The organism is Halovenus salina (assembly GCF_026410925.1).
Taxonomy (GTDB): domain Archaea; phylum Halobacteriota; class Halobacteria; order Halobacteriales; family Haloarculaceae; genus Halovenus; species Halovenus salina.
In genome coordinates, this window is sequence record NZ_CP112972.1 from 2,971,617 (window position 1) to 2,987,151 (window position 15,535).

The 15,535-nt window shown below is 62.3% G+C and carries 14 protein-coding genes; 5 read left to right on the forward strand and 9 right to left on the reverse strand.

The features are described from left to right. Window positions 1-106: 106 nt before the first annotated feature. The gene (locus tag OSC37_RS15005) at window positions 107-1,000 is read right to left on the reverse strand and encodes a tetrahydrofolate dehydrogenase/cyclohydrolase catalytic domain-containing protein (protein ID WP_267162242.1); all 894 of its coding nucleotides are present in this window, start codon (window positions 998-1,000) and stop codon (window positions 107-109) included. Window positions 1,001-1,074: 74 nt separating this feature from the next. Here OSC37_RS15005 and OSC37_RS15010 point away from each other — a divergent pair, with 74 nt between their 5' ends. Continuing rightward, the gene (locus tag OSC37_RS15010; RefSeq protein ID WP_267162243.1) at window positions 1,075-4,536 is read left to right on the forward strand and encodes a GAF domain-containing protein; all 3,462 of its coding nucleotides are present in this window, start codon (window positions 1,075-1,077) and stop codon (window positions 4,534-4,536) included. 217 nt (window positions 4,537-4,753) lie between these two features. Here the strand turns inward: OSC37_RS15010 and glyA are convergent, their stop codons facing one another. The 4 genes from glyA to OSC37_RS15030 all read right to left on the reverse strand — a co-directional run bounded on the left by glyA (window position 4,754) and on the right by OSC37_RS15030 (window position 9,277). Then, a complete protein-coding gene (gene glyA, locus OSC37_RS15015) occupies window positions 4,754-6,001 on the reverse strand; it encodes a serine hydroxymethyltransferase (protein WP_267162244.1) in 1,248 nt (415 codons plus the stop codon). Window positions 6,002-6,062: 61 nt separating this feature from the next. Then, window positions 6,063-8,021 (reverse strand): GAF domain-containing protein, encoded by a 1,959-nt coding sequence (locus tag OSC37_RS15020; RefSeq protein WP_267162245.1) that lies wholly within the window; start codon window positions 8,019-8,021, stop codon window positions 6,063-6,065. 292 nt (window positions 8,022-8,313) lie between these two features. Further along, window positions 8,314-8,853, reverse strand: coding sequence for a SprT-like domain-containing protein (locus OSC37_RS15025; RefSeq protein WP_267162246.1), 540 nt, complete (start codon window positions 8,851-8,853; stop codon window positions 8,314-8,316). A gap of 4 nt (window positions 8,854-8,857) precedes the next feature. Then, the gene (locus OSC37_RS15030) at window positions 8,858-9,277 is read right to left on the reverse strand and encodes a universal stress protein (protein WP_267162247.1); all 420 of its coding nucleotides are present in this window, start codon (window positions 9,275-9,277) and stop codon (window positions 8,858-8,860) included. Window positions 9,278-9,374: 97 nt separating this feature from the next. On the opposite strand from OSC37_RS15030, the gene OSC37_RS15035 reads away from it, so the two are divergent. After that, a complete protein-coding gene (locus OSC37_RS15035; RefSeq protein WP_267162248.1) occupies window positions 9,375-9,794 on the forward strand; it encodes a universal stress protein in 420 nt (139 codons plus the stop codon). Window positions 9,795-9,800: 6 nt separating this feature from the next. On the opposite strand, the gene OSC37_RS15040 is transcribed toward OSC37_RS15035, so the two are convergent. Beyond that, window positions 9,801-10,565: a Nif3-like dinuclear metal center hexameric protein gene (locus tag OSC37_RS15040; protein WP_267162249.1), complete on the reverse strand. Its 765-nt coding sequence runs from the start codon at window positions 10,563-10,565 to the stop codon at window positions 9,801-9,803. Between the two features lie 123 nt (window positions 10,566-10,688). On the opposite strand from OSC37_RS15040, the gene OSC37_RS15045 reads away from it, so the two are divergent. Then, a complete protein-coding gene (locus tag OSC37_RS15045) occupies window positions 10,689-11,339 on the forward strand; it encodes a helix-turn-helix domain-containing protein (RefSeq protein WP_267162250.1) in 651 nt (216 codons plus the stop codon). 54 nt (window positions 11,340-11,393) lie between these two features. Beyond that, window positions 11,394-12,428, forward strand: coding sequence for a phytoene/squalene synthase family protein (locus OSC37_RS15050; protein WP_267162251.1), 1,035 nt, complete (start codon window positions 11,394-11,396; stop codon window positions 12,426-12,428). Here OSC37_RS15050 and thiD read toward each other — a convergent pair. Next, on the reverse strand, window positions 12,422-13,798 hold the full coding sequence (gene thiD, locus OSC37_RS15055; RefSeq protein ID WP_267162252.1) for a bifunctional hydroxymethylpyrimidine kinase/phosphomethylpyrimidine kinase: 1,377 nt from the start codon (window positions 13,796-13,798) through the stop codon (window positions 12,422-12,424). The two genes, OSC37_RS15050 and thiD, sit on opposite strands and share 7 nt — an antisense overlap. Window positions 13,799-13,892: 94 nt before the next feature. On the opposite strand from thiD, the gene OSC37_RS15060 reads away from it, so the two are divergent. Next, complete coding sequence (locus OSC37_RS15060) at window positions 13,893-14,318, forward strand: DUF192 domain-containing protein (protein ID WP_382186978.1); 426 nt, start codon at window positions 13,893-13,895, stop codon at window positions 14,316-14,318. Window positions 14,319-14,322: 4 nt separating this feature from the next. Here the strand turns inward: OSC37_RS15060 and OSC37_RS15065 are convergent, their stop codons facing one another. Next, entirely contained in the window at window positions 14,323-15,009 is a 687-nt protein-coding gene (locus OSC37_RS15065) for an HAD family hydrolase (RefSeq protein WP_267162254.1), read from the reverse strand. Beyond that, on the reverse strand, window positions 15,006-15,509 hold the full coding sequence (locus OSC37_RS15070; RefSeq protein ID WP_267162255.1) for a bifunctional nuclease family protein: 504 nt from the start codon (window positions 15,507-15,509) through the stop codon (window positions 15,006-15,008). The genes OSC37_RS15065 and OSC37_RS15070 overlap by 4 nt, the downstream gene beginning before the upstream one ends. Window positions 15,510-15,535: the final 26 nt, after the last annotated feature.

Sequence of the window (15,535 nt, forward strand, 5' to 3'; positions counted from 1 at the left end):
TAGTTACTATATATAATTTATTTTACCTATCTTACATCGGGTTTGACGCGTCTGGACATACGGGTACCGACGGTCACAAACAACAGAGTTCCAGCCAGGATGTGGGCTACGGCAACTCGACGGCAGTATCGGTCTGCAGGCTGGTCGCCTTGACAGTGTTGTAGAGCAACATCGCACGCGTCATCGGTCCGACGCCGCCGGGAACTGGCGTTATTGCGCTCGCTTTCTCCTTTGCACTCTCGAAGTCTACATCGCCGACCAGTGTCGTTCCATCGCCGTCTTCGGCCTCGACGCGGTTGATGCCAACATCGATGACGACGGCACCCTCCTCAAGCATCGACCCATCGACCAACTCTGGAACGCCGGCTGCGGCGACGACGATGTCGGCCTCACGAGTCTTGGCCGCCAGGTCGTCGGTCCGAGAGTGACAGACCGTCGTCGTCGCGTTGCCGCCCGGTGCGTCCTGGATGAACAGGTTCACCATCGGCTTGCCGACGATGCGGGACCGTCCGACGACGACAGCATCTTTTCCTTCGGTGTCGACATCTGCGGCCGCGAGTAGCCGCTGGATACCGTGAGGGGTACAGGGTTTGTACCGCGGATAGCCCGCGACGAGGCGACCGACGTTCTCGGGGTGGAAGGCGTCGACATCCTTCATCGGGTCGATGCGTTCGAGCACCTCCCGGTAATCGACGTGGTCGGGAACCGGCGACTGGACGAGAATCGCGTTCACGTCGTCGTCGTTGTTGAGGTCGTCGACGACCTCGAACAGGTCTTCGGCGGGCGCGTCCGCATCGAGCGTCACGTCACGCGCTCCGATGCCAACCTCTTCGCAGTCGTCCTGTTTCATCGAGACGTAGGTCTCACTCGCCGGGTCCTCACTCATCAGCACTGTCGCCAGCGTCGGTCGCTCGTCGGCCGCTGCGAGCGTTTCGACGCAGCCGGTGAGTTCCTCACGAAGCGTCGATGCAACCGCGTTTCCATCGATTATCTCGGTCATATCTACCGTGGCGTAGCGGTGGCTCTTGAACGTCCCGAATTGACTATCGGCACCCGCCCAGGAGGTGGCTTCCTGTGAGCGAAAGCGAAAAGGGCTATCTGGCTGGACTCCCTACAGACGTTCAATTGGGAATGTATGCGTTCACCGAGCGGCCTGAGATACTGTTCATCGCTGAGAGCGGAGGCGATGTCGGCCCGCTGCCATCCACACTCGGCGAGAGTCGCTCTGTGTCCCGGCTGGCCTGGAGTGGAGAACAGGACCTGCCTGCCGCCGACTGTATTCTACTCTCGGAGACACTCGGTACCGGCGACATCATTGAGTTGGTGCGCTCACTGGAGGCAAGCGGAGAGGCACCTCCTGTCATCGCGTTCGTGGGGGACGACGGGGACACCGCCGAGCGCCTGCTCGATGCCGGTGTCACAGAGGTCATCCACTCCTCAGTCGCGACTGTGGCCCCAGCAGTCATCGACCGTCGTATCGAGGCTGCGCTGGCCCTCTCCGAGCACACGCCAATACATCGAACGGTCGAGGACGAGCCGACGCCGCTGTTACAGGAGGTGACAGAGAATATAAACGATGTCGTCTGGCTCACTCGCCTCGATGACGGAGCCGAGATTCAGTATGTTAACAGCGCGTACGAGGACGTGTGGGGACGGAGTCCCAAACACCTTTACGAGGATCGCATGTCACTGCTTGACACAGTCCATCCTGACGACCGTGAGCGGATCCGAGATGCACTGCACGAGCAGGTCGACGACCCAGACGACTACGACGAGATCTACCGCGTCGTTCGACCGGACGGTGAACAGCGGTGGGTCCACAGCCGCTCGGTCGGCGTCCGAGAGGACGGCGAACTGGTTCGCATCGTCGGTATCGTGACCGATATCACCGAACAAAAGACACGCCAACAGCAACTCGCCGCAGAGCGTGACCTCGTCGAACGGATTCTCGAAACAAGCACGGCCGGCATCGTCGTCATCGACACCGACGAAACAATCGTCAGAGCAAACGAGCAGGCCGCCACAATCCTGCAAACGTGCAAAGAGGAGATTCAGGGTAGTACCTACTCGCCGGAGGACGTCCGTATTCGGAAGATAGACGGAGACCGTCTTTCGAAATCCGAGTCACCGTTCAACCGCATCAAGCGAACAGCCGAACCGCTCGAAGACGAGCAACTGATCGTCGCGCATCCCGACGGCGAGGAGACTATCATCTCCGTCGACGGCGTTCCAATGTTCGACGGCGACTCACTCGAACGGGTCGTCCTCACCGTCGAGGACGTGACAGACCGGGTCACAAGAGAGCAGCGACTTGAAGACCAACGCGACGAACTCGCCGACCTGGACCATATCAACCGGATAATTCGGGGTGTCCAGGAGGCGCTTTTGAGCACCGAGACCCGCGACGAAATTCTCCAGGCTGTCTGTGAGAACCTAACAACTGCCGACCGGTACCGGGACGCTATCGCGTTACAGTCGGCCGGCGACGGTCGCGTTGAGGCGACTGCCTGGACAGATTCGGGTACACTCGTTGACACCCTCTTTTCGAGGACAGATGCGGTGGCACCGGTGGGGCCGACAGAGCAGGCGCTTACGACGAGTGAGACACAGGTCTGTCATCGCTGTGATGAGGACCTCCCTGCTCGCTGGCGAGCGGTCTTCCAGAGGGCTGAAGTCGAATCGGCAGCGGTGATTCCAATTGCCTACGACGGCACCAAACACGGCGCAGTTGTCGTGTTCTCGGAAGCAGACACACCGGATTGTGTCCGGAAGCGGCCGGTGTTCGACGAGCTCGGTGAGACGGTCGGGCATGCGGTCGCTGCCGTCGAGAGCCGCCAGCGCGAGGAGACACTGACCGCCCTCTACGAGGCGACCCGTCAGTTTCTCACCGCCGAGACGCCACAGGAGATCAGCAACGTTGCGGTCAACACGGCAACCGATGTCCTCGATCTCTCAGGTCTGGGAATCTTCCTGTTCGACGAGGAGACGAATCTCCTCGAACCGGTCGCCGAGACAGAGCGCTTTCTCGAATTCTTCGGTGAATCGCCGGTGTTCGGTCCGGGGAAAGGCGACTCTATCACCTGGCACACCTACGTCACGGGGGAGACACAGTGTTTCGACGACGTGCGAACGTCCGACCGACTGGCGAAGCCAGACACGTCTGCCCGCGCTTCGCTTTTAATTCCACTTGGGAAACACGGCGTCTTCGCTGCTGCGACGAGTGAGAGCGGTGTCTTCACCGGCCAGCGCCGGAAGCTCGTCGGACTGCTTGCCACGACAGTCGAAACCGCCTTGGACCGCGTCGCCGGTCAGGCCGACATTCGCGAACGCGACGCGGCACTCGAAGAACGGACCAGGGAACTCGAACGCGCCGAACGCCTGCTCGCTGCCAGCAGGACGCTGATGGAGGTAATTCGTGATACGAAGACCCGAGAGGAACTGGAGGCCGAACTCTGTGAGAGACTGGTCGAAGAGACGACACTCTCGTTCGCGTGGGTCGGCCACCGGCCGGCCGACAGCGACTGTCTCGAGCCCCGGTCGTGGGCTGGATCCAAACAGGAGTATCTGGATGCCATCTCGCTGACGGCCGGCGGCAACGAGCCGGCGGTACAGGCAGCCGACACGGGTGAACTGACAGCCGTCGCGAACGTAGCGACAGAGATGCGCGAGCAGGCGTGGGCACGCAAGGCTATCGAACGCGGCTTCCAGTCTGCCCTTGCCATCCCACTCGGCTACGGCGAGACGGAGTACGGTGTGCTCACGGTGTACGGACCCGAGCAGACCGTTCCCGACGAAAGTGCCAGAGAGCTTCTCGAGGCGATCGGTTCGGTGATTGCCTACGGTATCAACAGCGTCGAAACCCGCCGGGGGATGCTCGCAGACGGAGCGACCGAACTGGAGATATCGCTCGGACAGACCGACACGTTCCTCAACGCGGTGGCGTCACTCGTCGACGAGCCGGTCAGTTACCGCGAGATAACGCCACTCGCAGACCAAGCCACGCAGGTGTTGTTCTCGCTGTCTGATCCGCCTGTCGAGGACATTCTCGCACTCGACAGGGCGTTCGTCACGGTGGAGTCGCTGACACACACGCGACGGGAGACGACACACCTGTTCCGGGCGATTCTTTCGGGAGAGACTGTCGGGGCGGACATTCTCGACTGTGGCGGGATTCCACAGTCCGTGACGGCAACACCAGACGCCACCCAGGCGACTGTCAGAGTCTCCTCGGAGCTGACCGTCCGAGAGTTCATCGATCGACTCGGCGACCACTATCCCGACGCGGAGTTGCTCACCAGACAGCCTGCCGGGGATGTGGATGACGACGGCGACATCCGGCGCGCGTTCGCGGGGCGTTTGACCGACAGACAGCGCGAGGTACTGGTCAGTGCATACGAGAGCGGATTCTTCGAATCGCCCCGGGAGACGACGGGCGAGGAGCTTGCTGGGCTGTTTGACCTCTCCCAGCCAACCGTCACTCACCACCTCCGGGAGGCACAGCGGCGGCTGTTCGCGTCGCTATTCGATGAACCCTGACCCAGTCTAGATATTTAGCCCCACATCTCGACCAACTCTTGTATATTAGTAATCATTTGTATGTACACATCACACTAAACGTAGAGTGGCGACAGGAGTTGCAACACGCCTGTCGTACTCCGGCTGTCAGAGGCACGGATCTCCGTCAGGGGAACGGTTCTCTCTGTTTGACCCCTCTCTCCCCAAACACGTAACGCAAGAGTGAGACACCGCTCAATCAGTCGTACAGCGTGAACTCGTCTGTGAGTTCGTCGACGCGTTCGCGTACCTCGGCTTTGACAGTCTCGTCGTCAGGACTATCGACGACGCGAGTAATGAGGTCGGCAACCTCTCGTATCGCCTCCTCGCCGAAGCCACGCGTCGTGAGTGCCGGCGTTCCGATTCGGATTCCGGAGGGGTCGAACGCCGACCGCGTCTCGCCCGGGACTGTGTTGGCGTTGAGTACGATACCCACCTCTTCGAGTGCCTCCTCGGCTTCCTTGCCGGTCGTGTCCGGGTGTGACTCTCGGAGGTCGACCAGAACGAGGTGGTTGTCGGTGCCGCCCGAAACAAGCGAGAAGCCATGTTCCTGGAGTCGGTTGCCGAGTGCCTCGGCGTTGTCGACGACCTGCTGGGCGTACTCCTCGAACTCGGGCTGGAGCGCCTCGCCGAAGCCGACGGCTTTACCCGCGATGTTGTGCATCAGCGGACCACCCTGCGCACCGGGGAACACAGACGAGTCGATGTCGTCTGCGTACTCCTCATCGCACATGATGATGCCGCCACGACCTGCACGGACAGTCTTGTGTGTACTGCCGGTGACGAAGTCGGCGACGCCGACCGGCGAGGAGTGAACACCCGCCGCGACCAGTCCGGTGATGTGGGCGATATCGGCGAGATGGTACGCGTCGACGGCGTCGGCGGCGGCCTGGATGCGCTCCCACTCTACGTCCCGAGGATAGGCGGAGTATCCCGAGACGATGATATCGGGGTCGAACTCCTCGGCCGTCGCTTCGAGCCCGTCGTAGTCGATGTAGCCGGTCTCTTCGTCGACTTGGTACTGCTCGACCTCGTAGGTCTGGCCCGTGAAATTCGCCGGATGCCCGTGCGAGAGGTGGCCGCCGTGGTTCAGCTCCAGTGACAGAATCTTGTCGCCGGGTTCGAGCATCGCCAGGTAGACGCCCATGTTCGCCTGCGTCCCCGAGTGGGGCTGGACGTTCACGTGGTCGGCACCCCAGAGCTCTTTTGCCCGGTCGATAGCAAGGTTCTCGATCTCGTCGGCGTGTTCACAGCCGCCGTAATACCTGCCGCCGGGGTAGCCCTCGGCGTACTTGTTTGTCAGCTCGGAGCTCTGTGCTTCGAGCACCGCCTTGCTGACGTGGTTCTCGCTCGCAATCATCGCTAGCGTCTCGTTCTGTCGGTCCCGCTCGGCTTCGAGGGCGTCGGCGACTGCCTCGTCGGTTCCGCGCACGGTCTCGTAGCTCATGTTTCTCTTTCGGGGAGTCAGGGGTTTCAATCTACCTGTCGCGTCCTCCTTGGCCGCGAGTTCACGAGCGGTCCATGTGGTCGACCCCAGTTATCTCGAAGCGGGCACCGCCCGAGTCGGACGCGACGGCCTGAACCTCCCAGCCGTGGGCACTGACAACGTCTGCGACGATAGCGAGCCCGAGCCCGGTTCCAGAGCAGGAGTCGGTGTATCCGCGTTCGAAGACTCTCGCCCTGTGTTCCGCGTCGATGCCTGGCCCGTCGTCTTCGACGTAGAAGCCGTTCCGTTCGGAAAGGTTTCCGACTTCTACGGTGACAGCATCCTGGGTGTGCTCGATAGCGTTGCCAAACAGATTCTCGAAGAGATGGCTCAGACAGTCACTATCGCCGCTGACTGTGCTGTCGGTCTCGACCCGTAGTGTCGCGTCCTCGGTCGGCACTCGTCTCCAGCAGCGCTTGACAAGGTGGCGGAGGTTGACCGGCCGGGACGCATCGACAGCCTCGCCCTGGCGGGCGAGCGTCAGTACGTCTTCGACGATTGCCTCCATCCTGTCGAGCGCCTCCTGTGCCGTCTCCAGGGCGTCGGTGTCGCCAGTCTCCAGTGCGTATTCTGTGCGCAAGGACGCGACATTCAGCGGATTCCGGAGGTCGTGTGAGATGATCGACGCGAACTCGTCGAGCCTGGCATTCTGCTGTTCGAGTTCGCGTGCTCGGCGTTTGAGCTCTGTCTCCCGGTCGATGCGCTCGATAGCGGCGACCGCGTGTTCAGCCAACAGTTCGACCAGTCGGCAGTCCGTCTCGTCGAACGCCCCGGCCGACTCCGAGACAATCTGGAACACCCCCCAGTCTCCCAGCGGGAGGCTGAGTGCCGACCGGTAGCACGGCTGTGCGGGCAGGTAGCCGGCCGCCTGCAGGTCGTCGACGACGAAACTCTCGCCGCGGCGGTATGTGTGGCTCCCGAGGTTGTCTTCCTGGTCGATTGGTGTCTCCTCGTAGCAATCGTCAAGCGACAGATCCGAGCCGACGGCTTTCGGAACTAACACGCCGCTTTCCACTTCGCCGATTGCACAAATGTCGAAAGAGAAAATATCCTCGACTGCCTCGATTGTGAGTTCGTAGACGGCCTGACGGGTCTCACAGGATTTCATCTCGGCTGTAACGGTGTGTACTGCTTCGATTTGGCGGCGCTGGCGTTCCTGTGCCTTGGTAGCACCGCGGAGTTGTGTCTCGCGTCTGTGACGCTTTATCGCGGCTCCAAAGGAACTGACGAGCATCTCTGCGAGTCGTCTGTCTCGGTCGTCGAACGAGTCGGGTGTTGTCGACTGTGCCTGGAACACGCCCCACGGCTTGACGGGGACGGTGATTGCCGACCGAACCGACGAGTGAGAACGGTCTCCACTCGCTGCCGTGACTCCCTCGGCTGTCACTCGTGGCTCGTCTACTCGATACGCCGCGTCTAGTAGCCCTGCCTCTTTTCTGTGTAGGTCCTCTCCGGGCTCGAGCGGGCAGTTCGCCGAGGTTGCCCGGACTTCGAAGGCGGAGTCGTCTGCCTCGGCGAGCAGGCATCGGTCGAATCCGAGTACGTCGACGGCCGACTCGATAACGACGCTGCGTGTCTTGTCCCTCGATTCCGTTCGGCGAAGTACTCGTGTTGTTTCGTGGAGCGCTCTGAGAGCCCGTGCGACTTCGGCGTTTTCGACAGCATCTGGCGGTGGACAGCCTAGTATCTCGCCGTCCACCCTGCGAAGGTCGTACTGCGGTCCAGGCTCGTTGGCCTGTGTTGGCCGAATCGAGACGGTATCGGGTATCTCTCCCGGGCCGACGAGGGCGTCAGCGTCACGTTCTCTGATGACCTGTGTCACTGACTTACCGACGAGCGACTCCGTTCCCTCGGAGCCGACGCGCTCGGCGAACTCCGGGCTGACGTGCGTGAGTGTCCCCGTGTTGTCGACGACGAACACCGGTAGCTCAAGCTGTTCGACAAGCACGCGAAATCGCCGAGCGTCGGATGTGATAGCCATCATCGTCCAGCGGGGGATGAATGTCTAACATCGACACAGTACAATTGTATAAATTTTTTGATTTTTATAATCGAATAGAACGGGTAGCGACGCAAACACCAGCAACGGGCGCTGTCCGATATGTTTGTAAAGAGTCACGTCATTATGTATATCAAATACGAACAACGGTCATCGTCCGTCTCATCGTGACTGTTGCGAGTCTTTACCGCCGCCGGGAAATGAGATGTGAGCCTCACTCCGTGAAACACCAAGGTTCGTGACGTGGTCGGGAAAATAACCGCAACAATCACTATCAGTCTGCGGGGTCGACACGGAGGTCACCACCGCAGTTCCCACACTCGTAGGCCGACGGGTTCGAGACCAGCTTCGAGCGGCGGTACCTGGCGATCTGACTGTCACAGTCCTCACAGCGGACCCACCACTCTGGGGCGGCGAACCGCTGGCAGTGGACGCTCGTGTCCAGCCCCTCGGCCAGTCGACGGAACTGTGGCCCGTGTCCCGTGTCGCCGTTCTCGTTGAGCAGGTGGACGTGAATCAGTTCGTGGCGGATAGTCGATGCTGTCTCGCTCCAAGCGCTGTTCTCGAATTGTCGCCAGGCGAGCGATACCGACTGGGGCCGCCCGTCGCGGTGGTGGACCGCTCCCGCGCGTCGCTTCGCTCGCGTGCTGACTCTCCAAGAGAGGTCGCTCACGGTGACTGTGAGCCCGGCCGCGCGGACGACCTCGCGTGCGTACACCTTGGCGGCTGCGAGGAACTCCTCGTGTGTACAGGGTGGGCTGACAGCGTACGACGCTGGATCTGGTCGGTCCTCACCACAGACGCGATTGATCATCCTGTCAGTAGTGACTCTCCTCTCGTGGCAAGACGAGGACCGGCAACGGCGCGTTCGTCACGAGTTTCTGTGTGAAATCGCCCGCGAGGAACTTGGAAAGTCGATTCCCACCGCGGGGTTGGAAAGCAATCGCCGTCGCGTCGACGTCTCGCGCCGCCGTGAAGATACCCCTGACCACGTCGGTTTCATACGTGGTGTATTCTTTGGCATCTGGGAACCACTCACGCACAGCATCGTAGGCGTCTGTGGCGATGGCTTCGGACTGTTCGACGGGCGTCTTGTCCGGAACGCCGCCGCCTTTCTCGACGACGTGGGTGACGGTCACCCGCGCCGGCGAGTACTGCCCTAGTGCGCGGGCGGTCTCTGTTGCGTCGGATTCAGTTGCAACCGGTACCAGTACGTGTGCGAGTATGTCCTCAGTCATAGCTGACCTTGGCCCAGCCACGGCATAGTCTTCACGGTGATTTTCGGACGCTCGTCTCCGGCGACGGGCTTATCTTCGGGTCGCGCCAACATATTCCATGATAGAACGCGTTCTCGTTCCGATAGACGGGTCGGAGATGTCTCTACGCGCACTCAGGTACGCGCTGGAGGTCCATCCCGAGGCTGAGATTACTGCGCTCCACGTCGTCGGGGAGCCCTCGGGAATGATGGGCGAAGCGACACGGCTCGCACTGGCGGCGGACCTCCAGACCGAGGCCGAATCCCTCGGCGCGGAGGTCGTCGCGAGCGCAGACGCGGTCGCCGAGGAGTACGACACGGCGGTGACGACCAAGGTGGCCGTCGGGCACCCTGCCCGACATATTCTCGACGCCAGCGAAGGGGTCGATGCGGTCGTCGTTGGCGCTCACGGAGGGTCGCTGGCTGACCGGCTGTTCGTCGGCAACATCGCCGAAAAAGTCCTCCGCCGGTCGCCGGTCCCCGTCACGGTGGTCCGGTGACGCAGTTCACAGCCCGGTCGGACACTCGATGACGGTCGTCTCCGGCCCCCACTCCTCGACCAGCGCCGCCAGCGACCGGACGCCGAAGGTCTCGGTCGCGTAGTGGCCCGCGAGAACCACGTGAATCTCCGATTCCCGGGCGTCGTGGTAGACCTGCTGTTTTCCTTCGCCGGTGACGAGCACGTCCGCCCCACAGTCCTGGGCCTCGTCGAGCCAGTCGACGCCGCTGCCGGTGACAACGGCGATATCCTGGACGGACTCGGGACCAAATTCGAGCAGCTGTACGCCCTGTCCGCCCGTGTCGAGGCCCTGTAGTGTCTCTTGAATCTCGGCAATTGGGCGTGGTTCGGGCGTTCGGCCGCGCTGTCCGATGGACTCTGGTCCCAGCGACCCGAACGGTTCGGTCTCCTCCAGGCCGAGCAGGTCCGCGACCCCCGCGGCGTTGCCGAGTTCCTGGTGGCCGTCCAGCGGGAGATGAGAGGTATAGAGTGCGAGCTCGTTTTCCACGAGCCGGGCGATTCGCTCGTACTCCCGGCCGGTGACGCGCTCGATACCACCCCACGAGAGACCATGATGGGTGACGAGCAGGTCCGCACCGGCGTCTGCTGCGCGTTCGATTGTCTCGACTGCAGCATCGACGGCGAAAGCGACCGTCTCTACCTTGTGGTCGGCGGGCCCGACCTGCAGGCCGTTGGCGCTCGCATCGAGGTCGGCGTAGTCGTCGGTCCGGAGTTCGTCGTCGAGTCTGTCGACGAGATCCTGACAGTACATGCTTCCGGGTTCGGCGTCGGTGATGGTAGGTGTTCCCTTCGAGCCTGACTACTCCGTGTGTGATGTTCCCACAGATTGGGAATCGGCAGCCGCTATTTGGCGGTAAAACCATACGTTTCGTATATGAGCGGGATTCGAGCGGAACTGGTCTTCACGACGCCAGAGACCTGCCCGGTTGCGAGTGCGTCCTCGGCAGTTGACGAACCAATCGAGGAAATCGAGTGGGGTTCCGGCGACGACGGTGTCACCGAACAGTTCACCGCACCGGCGGACTCGACAGAGATGCCGACGACAGCCGACGAGGCCGAGTTCTCGGAGGTGTTCGACTACGGGCCACGAACCGTCTACGAGTTCGACCGCGACCCGAATCGGCCCTGTGTCTGTGAGTTCGTTGAGGAAACGGTGGGGCCGGTGAGTGACACCTACGCCGTCGACGGCGACCTCCACGTGACGATACACGCCCGGGATATAACGGACCTCCGGAAGAACATCCGGGCGTTCCAGGACCGTTTCGGTGATGTTCGCATCGAGCATCTCGTTAGCGGGCGAAGCGACGACGAAGACAGCGATATCACTCCCGTCGACGTGCGCCGGTTGACCGACCGTCAACAGGAGGTGCTGGAGACGGCGACAGAGATGGGGTACTTCGACTACCCCCGCGGTGCCAACGCAGGAGAGGTCGCCGACGAACTCGGGATACAGCCATCGACATTCACCGAACATCTCAATGCTGCCCAATCAAAGATTCTGGACGAGCTCGGATTCGGGGAGTGATACCGGCTCTGACTCCCCAGAACTTTTTACCAGATTCCACCTAGCGTACTATCAGTGAGGGACCACGCTTCGATACCAGCTGAGCCGGACTTCGACTGGTGTTACGAGATAGTGGGAGACGTTTCCCGGACGTTCGCGCTCACTATCAGTGAACTTGACGAGCCGCTGGCGCGTGAAATCTGTGTCGGCTATCTGCTCTGTCGCGTCGCGGATACAATCGAAGACAGCGATACGATTCCGCCGGCTGAACAGGCTCGCTTACTCGACCAGTATCGGTCCGCCTTCGAGACTGGTGACCCCGAGCGTCTCGACCAGTTTATGCACGGCGTCGAGGAGTGGATACCGGACGCGCCGTCGGCCGACTGGCACGTCGTCGCGGAGACGCCCCGCCTCTTTCGGACCTACCGGGCGCTCCCCGAGAGTTCACAGGCCGAAATAGCGCCAGCGGTGACCGAGATGGTCGACGGTATGGGGCTATTCATCGACCGCTACGCCACGGAGGGCGGTCTCCGCATCCAGACAGTCGACGAACTCGAAGAGTACTGTTGGTACGTCGCGGGAACTGTCGGTCACCTCGTCACTGGGCTCGTCGCACGCGACGCGCCAGAGCGGACCCGAGAGCGCCTGTACGACGTTGCACCCTCGTTCGGTCTCCTCTTGCAACTGGTCAACGTTGCCAAGGACGTTGCTGTCGACTACGAGGAAGAGAACAACGTCTACGTCCCCGACGAACTGCTGGAGCGCCACGGCCTCCACCCCGAAGACATGAGAACAGGAGACGAAGCGTTCGTCCCCGTCATCGAGGCGCTTGTTGCCCGGGCCGAAGGGTACACAGAGGACGCACGAACCTGGCTCGAGACGATGCCCGGCAGCCGCGGCAACGTCCTGAGTGCCTGGGCGATTCCATACTTGCTCGCCGTCGCAACGATTCGCGAGCTGCGCGCCCGACCAGAGGATGTCATGCTGGACGGTGATGTCAAGGTATCACGGTCCGAGGTCTACGCGCTGGTCGAGACCTTCGCCGGCGACGATGTGCCTTCACTCGACACGTTACAGGCAGAAATCGAACAGGGCGCGTTTGGTCAGTGAGTGTGTTCTGTCGCGAGCTGCTCGCGGAGCGTCTGCACCCGCTCAACCAGCGTCTCCACCTCCGCAGCCAGTAGCTTCACTATCGGCTCTTTCCCGACCGCACCCGGGTCGTACACCGCGACCGGCGCGGGCTCTCGGCCCCCGAAGGCCTGTCTGGCTCCCCACTGCATCGTACTTCCCTCGACGGACTCGACCTCGTCTGGCTGTTCGCTCCTGTCGTAGCTCCCAACCGGCCACGAAAGCGCCTCCAGTGCCTGCTCGACGGCGTCGTCGAACCGACAGTTGACCGCAAACCGGTAGTCGGGCTCGTACTCGCGGGCGGCAATCAGGAACCGCGCGACGTGACTCGACGCGCCAAAGCGGACGCCGCCGTTTGCTCCAACCCCGTCTAATCGGCGCGTGATGCGTCCCTCGACGGCTGCACACTCCTCGGGTGACTCGGCGTATGGTGTCGCGCCGACGACGTTCATGCCGACCTCCGGAACGAGACGGGCCAGCTTCATGCTGACGAGCTCGGCGACGGCGTCGCTGACAGCCTCGGCGGTCGGCTCTCTGGCAGCATCGTTCCGGAGTTCGACGGTGTGGTGGACTGCACCTGGCCCTTCCCCCACATCGAGGCCGTATCTGACCGCGCGTTCGAGCAGGTCGACACCCGCCCGAACAGCCGCTCCACGGTCGCTCCCTTGACCGAGGCGTGTCGCAATCGCCGCAGACAGCGTACAGCCCGAGCCGTGAGTCGCGTCCGTCTCAATCCGGGGGTGACGAATGCGCTCGACACCCTCCTCCGAGACTAGTACGTCGACGACCGGCGAGCCGGCGACGTGTCCCCCTTTGACGAGCGCTGCTTCGGCTCCCATCTCGACGAGGCGGTCGCCGGCTTCGGCCGCGCTCTCGGCGTCGGTAACCTCGACGCCGGTGAGCACCTCTGCCTCGTCTGCGTTCGGGGTGACCACGGTCGACTCCCCTAGTAGTGGCTCGTAGGCTGACTCGGCGTCGCGGTCGAGCAGCCGGTCTCCTGAGGCAGCGACCATCACCGGGTCGACAACGACGGGTGCATCAACGTCGTGGAGCTGTTCGGTCACAGATTCGACGACCTCTGCGGTCGCGAGCATCCCTGTCTTGACCGCGCTAATATTGAAATCCGAGCGGACAGCCGCACACTGTGCCGTCACCTCCTCGGCTGGTAGCACGTGTGTGCTCTCGACACCCCGTGTGTGCTGGGCCGTGACGCTCGTGACGGCGCTCGTCGCGAAGCCGCCACAGGCCTCGATTGTCTTGATGTCGGCCTGAATTCCTGCGCCGCCGCCGGAGTCAGTGCCGGCCACCGTGAGTACGACGGGTGGCTCTACTGGGTCGCGAACTCTGGTCATATGAGTGTGTATTACTTGGTAGTATAAATTGGTGGTGCTACGACGAGGGAAATTGTCTTTTATGTTGGCTACGTCACCACCGAATATGGCAGACCTGCGCGTCGTCCACGAAGGAGACGAGACGCTCGGTGGAGACGGGAAGACAGATCGACGGGTCCTCGCCAGCAACGTCACCGTCGCCGACTCGCTACTCTCGACGGCGCGGGGGCTTATGTTTCGCTCGACACTCCCCGAGGAGTTCGCGCTGGTAATGGAGGTCGGCGGCGACACCTTCTCTCCGTTCACGAGCGGGCCGCCCCGTCAGCTGGTGCACATGCTGTTCGTCCGGATGCCGCTCGATGTCATCTGGCTCGACGACAACGAGGTGGTTCGAGTCTCGCGGCTGCCGCCCTGGCGGGGCATCGGGATGGCGCGGGCGGACCGGATTCTCGAACTCCCGGCGGGGAACGCCGATGGCGTCGCTGCTGGGGATACGGTCGTCGTCGAAGATAGTAGTGGCACACTGCTCGGAGCGGAGTAACGGTCTACGTCGGTGGGACCGATTCCGTGACTAGCCCGACGACCTCGTCCAGGTCCGTCACGCTGTGTGTCGGTGTCGTCTCCAGGGAGCGGGTCCGGTTGTGGTCGCGTCGCATGAACGCAACGTCCATGCCGGCGCGTTGTGCGGCCACGATGTCTTTCTCCTTGTCGCCGACGTACAGTGGATTCCTGGTGCCGATGTCCTCGCGTGCCCGCTCCAGAAACGTCGGCTCGGGCTTTTTCAGTGCCAGACTATCGAGGCAGGGCTCTCGGGCGTGGACGGTCTCGAAGGCGTCGGCGAACTCGTACTCGTCGAGGATGTGTTCGACGACGCGGCGCTGGTTGTTGCTCGCAATGGCGAGGGGGACCTCCGAGAGCGCAGCGAGGGAGTCGATATCCGGGTACGGTCGCTTCTGCCCGTCGACAGCGGCATCCGTCAACACCCTCGCGAGCATGTTGTCCCGGAACCGCCACAGCGTCTCCGAGGAGACGCCGAGGTCGTCACTCAGCTCTCTGACTGTCTCCGGCGAAACACTGCTTGCGAGTGTCGTCACGATATCACGGTCCGGAGCGAGTCCAGCAGGCTCGACCGCATCGACAGCCCGCCAACAGGCCTCCGTCCGTGCATCGCTGTCGAGAACGGTTACCAGGACGCCGTCGTAATCCAGAATGAGGGAGTCGTACGCTGTCATCTGAAGGGGTCGTCGCCGGGGTCGCCGAACGGGTCGTCGTCTTCCTCGCCTGGGTCGTCCAGTTCTTCTTTGGCTTCGAAGGCCTCAGGAGGCTTCCCGGCCTCGTCGATGACCTCGTCGGTGATGATAAGCGGGCAGTCGACCCGCAGGGCGAGCGCGATACCGTCCGAGGGGCGCGCGTCGAAGACGGCCTGCTTTCGCTCGCCGCCGTGATACTGTTCCATATCGATCTTCGCATAGAAGGTCCCGTCGGCGAGGTCGTCGATGCGGACGCGGTCGATTGCCGCGCCGAACTCGGCGACCATCTCGACGAACAGATCGTGTGTGAGCGGTCGCTCGAATGGCTCTCCTTCCATCGCGAGTTGCATCGACTGGGCCTGGTCGCCGCTGACGAATATCGGGACGAGACGCTCTCTCGCCTCCAGTATCACTACCGGGAGGCTGTTACCCCCGTCGCCGACACCGACGCCGACACCCTCGACTGTTGCCTCGTGTTCCATGCGTCCGCTTCGTGGCGGAGGGGGAA

Coding starts and splice junctions, on each gene's coding strand:
- OSC37_RS15025 (WP_267162246.1), bottom strand. CDS start 8,853: ATGATCAATCGCGTCTGTGGTGAGGACCGACCAGATCCAGCGTCGTAC.
- OSC37_RS15045 (WP_267162250.1), top strand. CDS start 10,689: ATGAGCGGGATTCGAGCGGAACTGGTCTTCACGACGCCAGAGACCTGC.
- OSC37_RS15030 (WP_267162247.1), bottom strand. CDS start 9,277: ATGACTGAGGACATACTCGCACACGTACTGGTACCGGTTGCAACTGAA.
- OSC37_RS15035 (WP_267162248.1), top strand. CDS start 9,375: ATGATAGAACGCGTTCTCGTTCCGATAGACGGGTCGGAGATGTCTCTA.
- OSC37_RS15020 (WP_267162245.1), bottom strand. CDS start 8,021: ATGGCTATCACATCCGACGCTCGGCGATTTCGCGTGCTTGTCGAACAG.
- OSC37_RS15065 (WP_267162254.1), bottom strand. CDS start 15,009: ATGACAGCGTACGACTCCCTCATTCTGGATTACGACGGCGTCCTGGTA.
- glyA (WP_267162244.1), bottom strand. CDS start 6,001: ATGAGCTACGAGACCGTGCGCGGAACCGACGAGGCAGTCGCCGACGCC.
- OSC37_RS15005 (WP_267162242.1), bottom strand. CDS start 1,000: ATGACCGAGATAATCGATGGAAACGCGGTTGCATCGACGCTTCGTGAG.
- OSC37_RS15070 (WP_267162255.1), bottom strand. CDS start 15,509: ATGGAACACGAGGCAACAGTCGAGGGTGTCGGCGTCGGTGTCGGCGAC.
- thiD (WP_267162252.1), bottom strand. CDS start 13,798: ATGACCAGAGTTCGCGACCCAGTAGAGCCACCCGTCGTACTCACGGTG.
- OSC37_RS15040 (WP_267162249.1), bottom strand. CDS start 10,565: ATGTACTGTCAGGATCTCGTCGACAGACTCGACGACGAACTCCGGACC.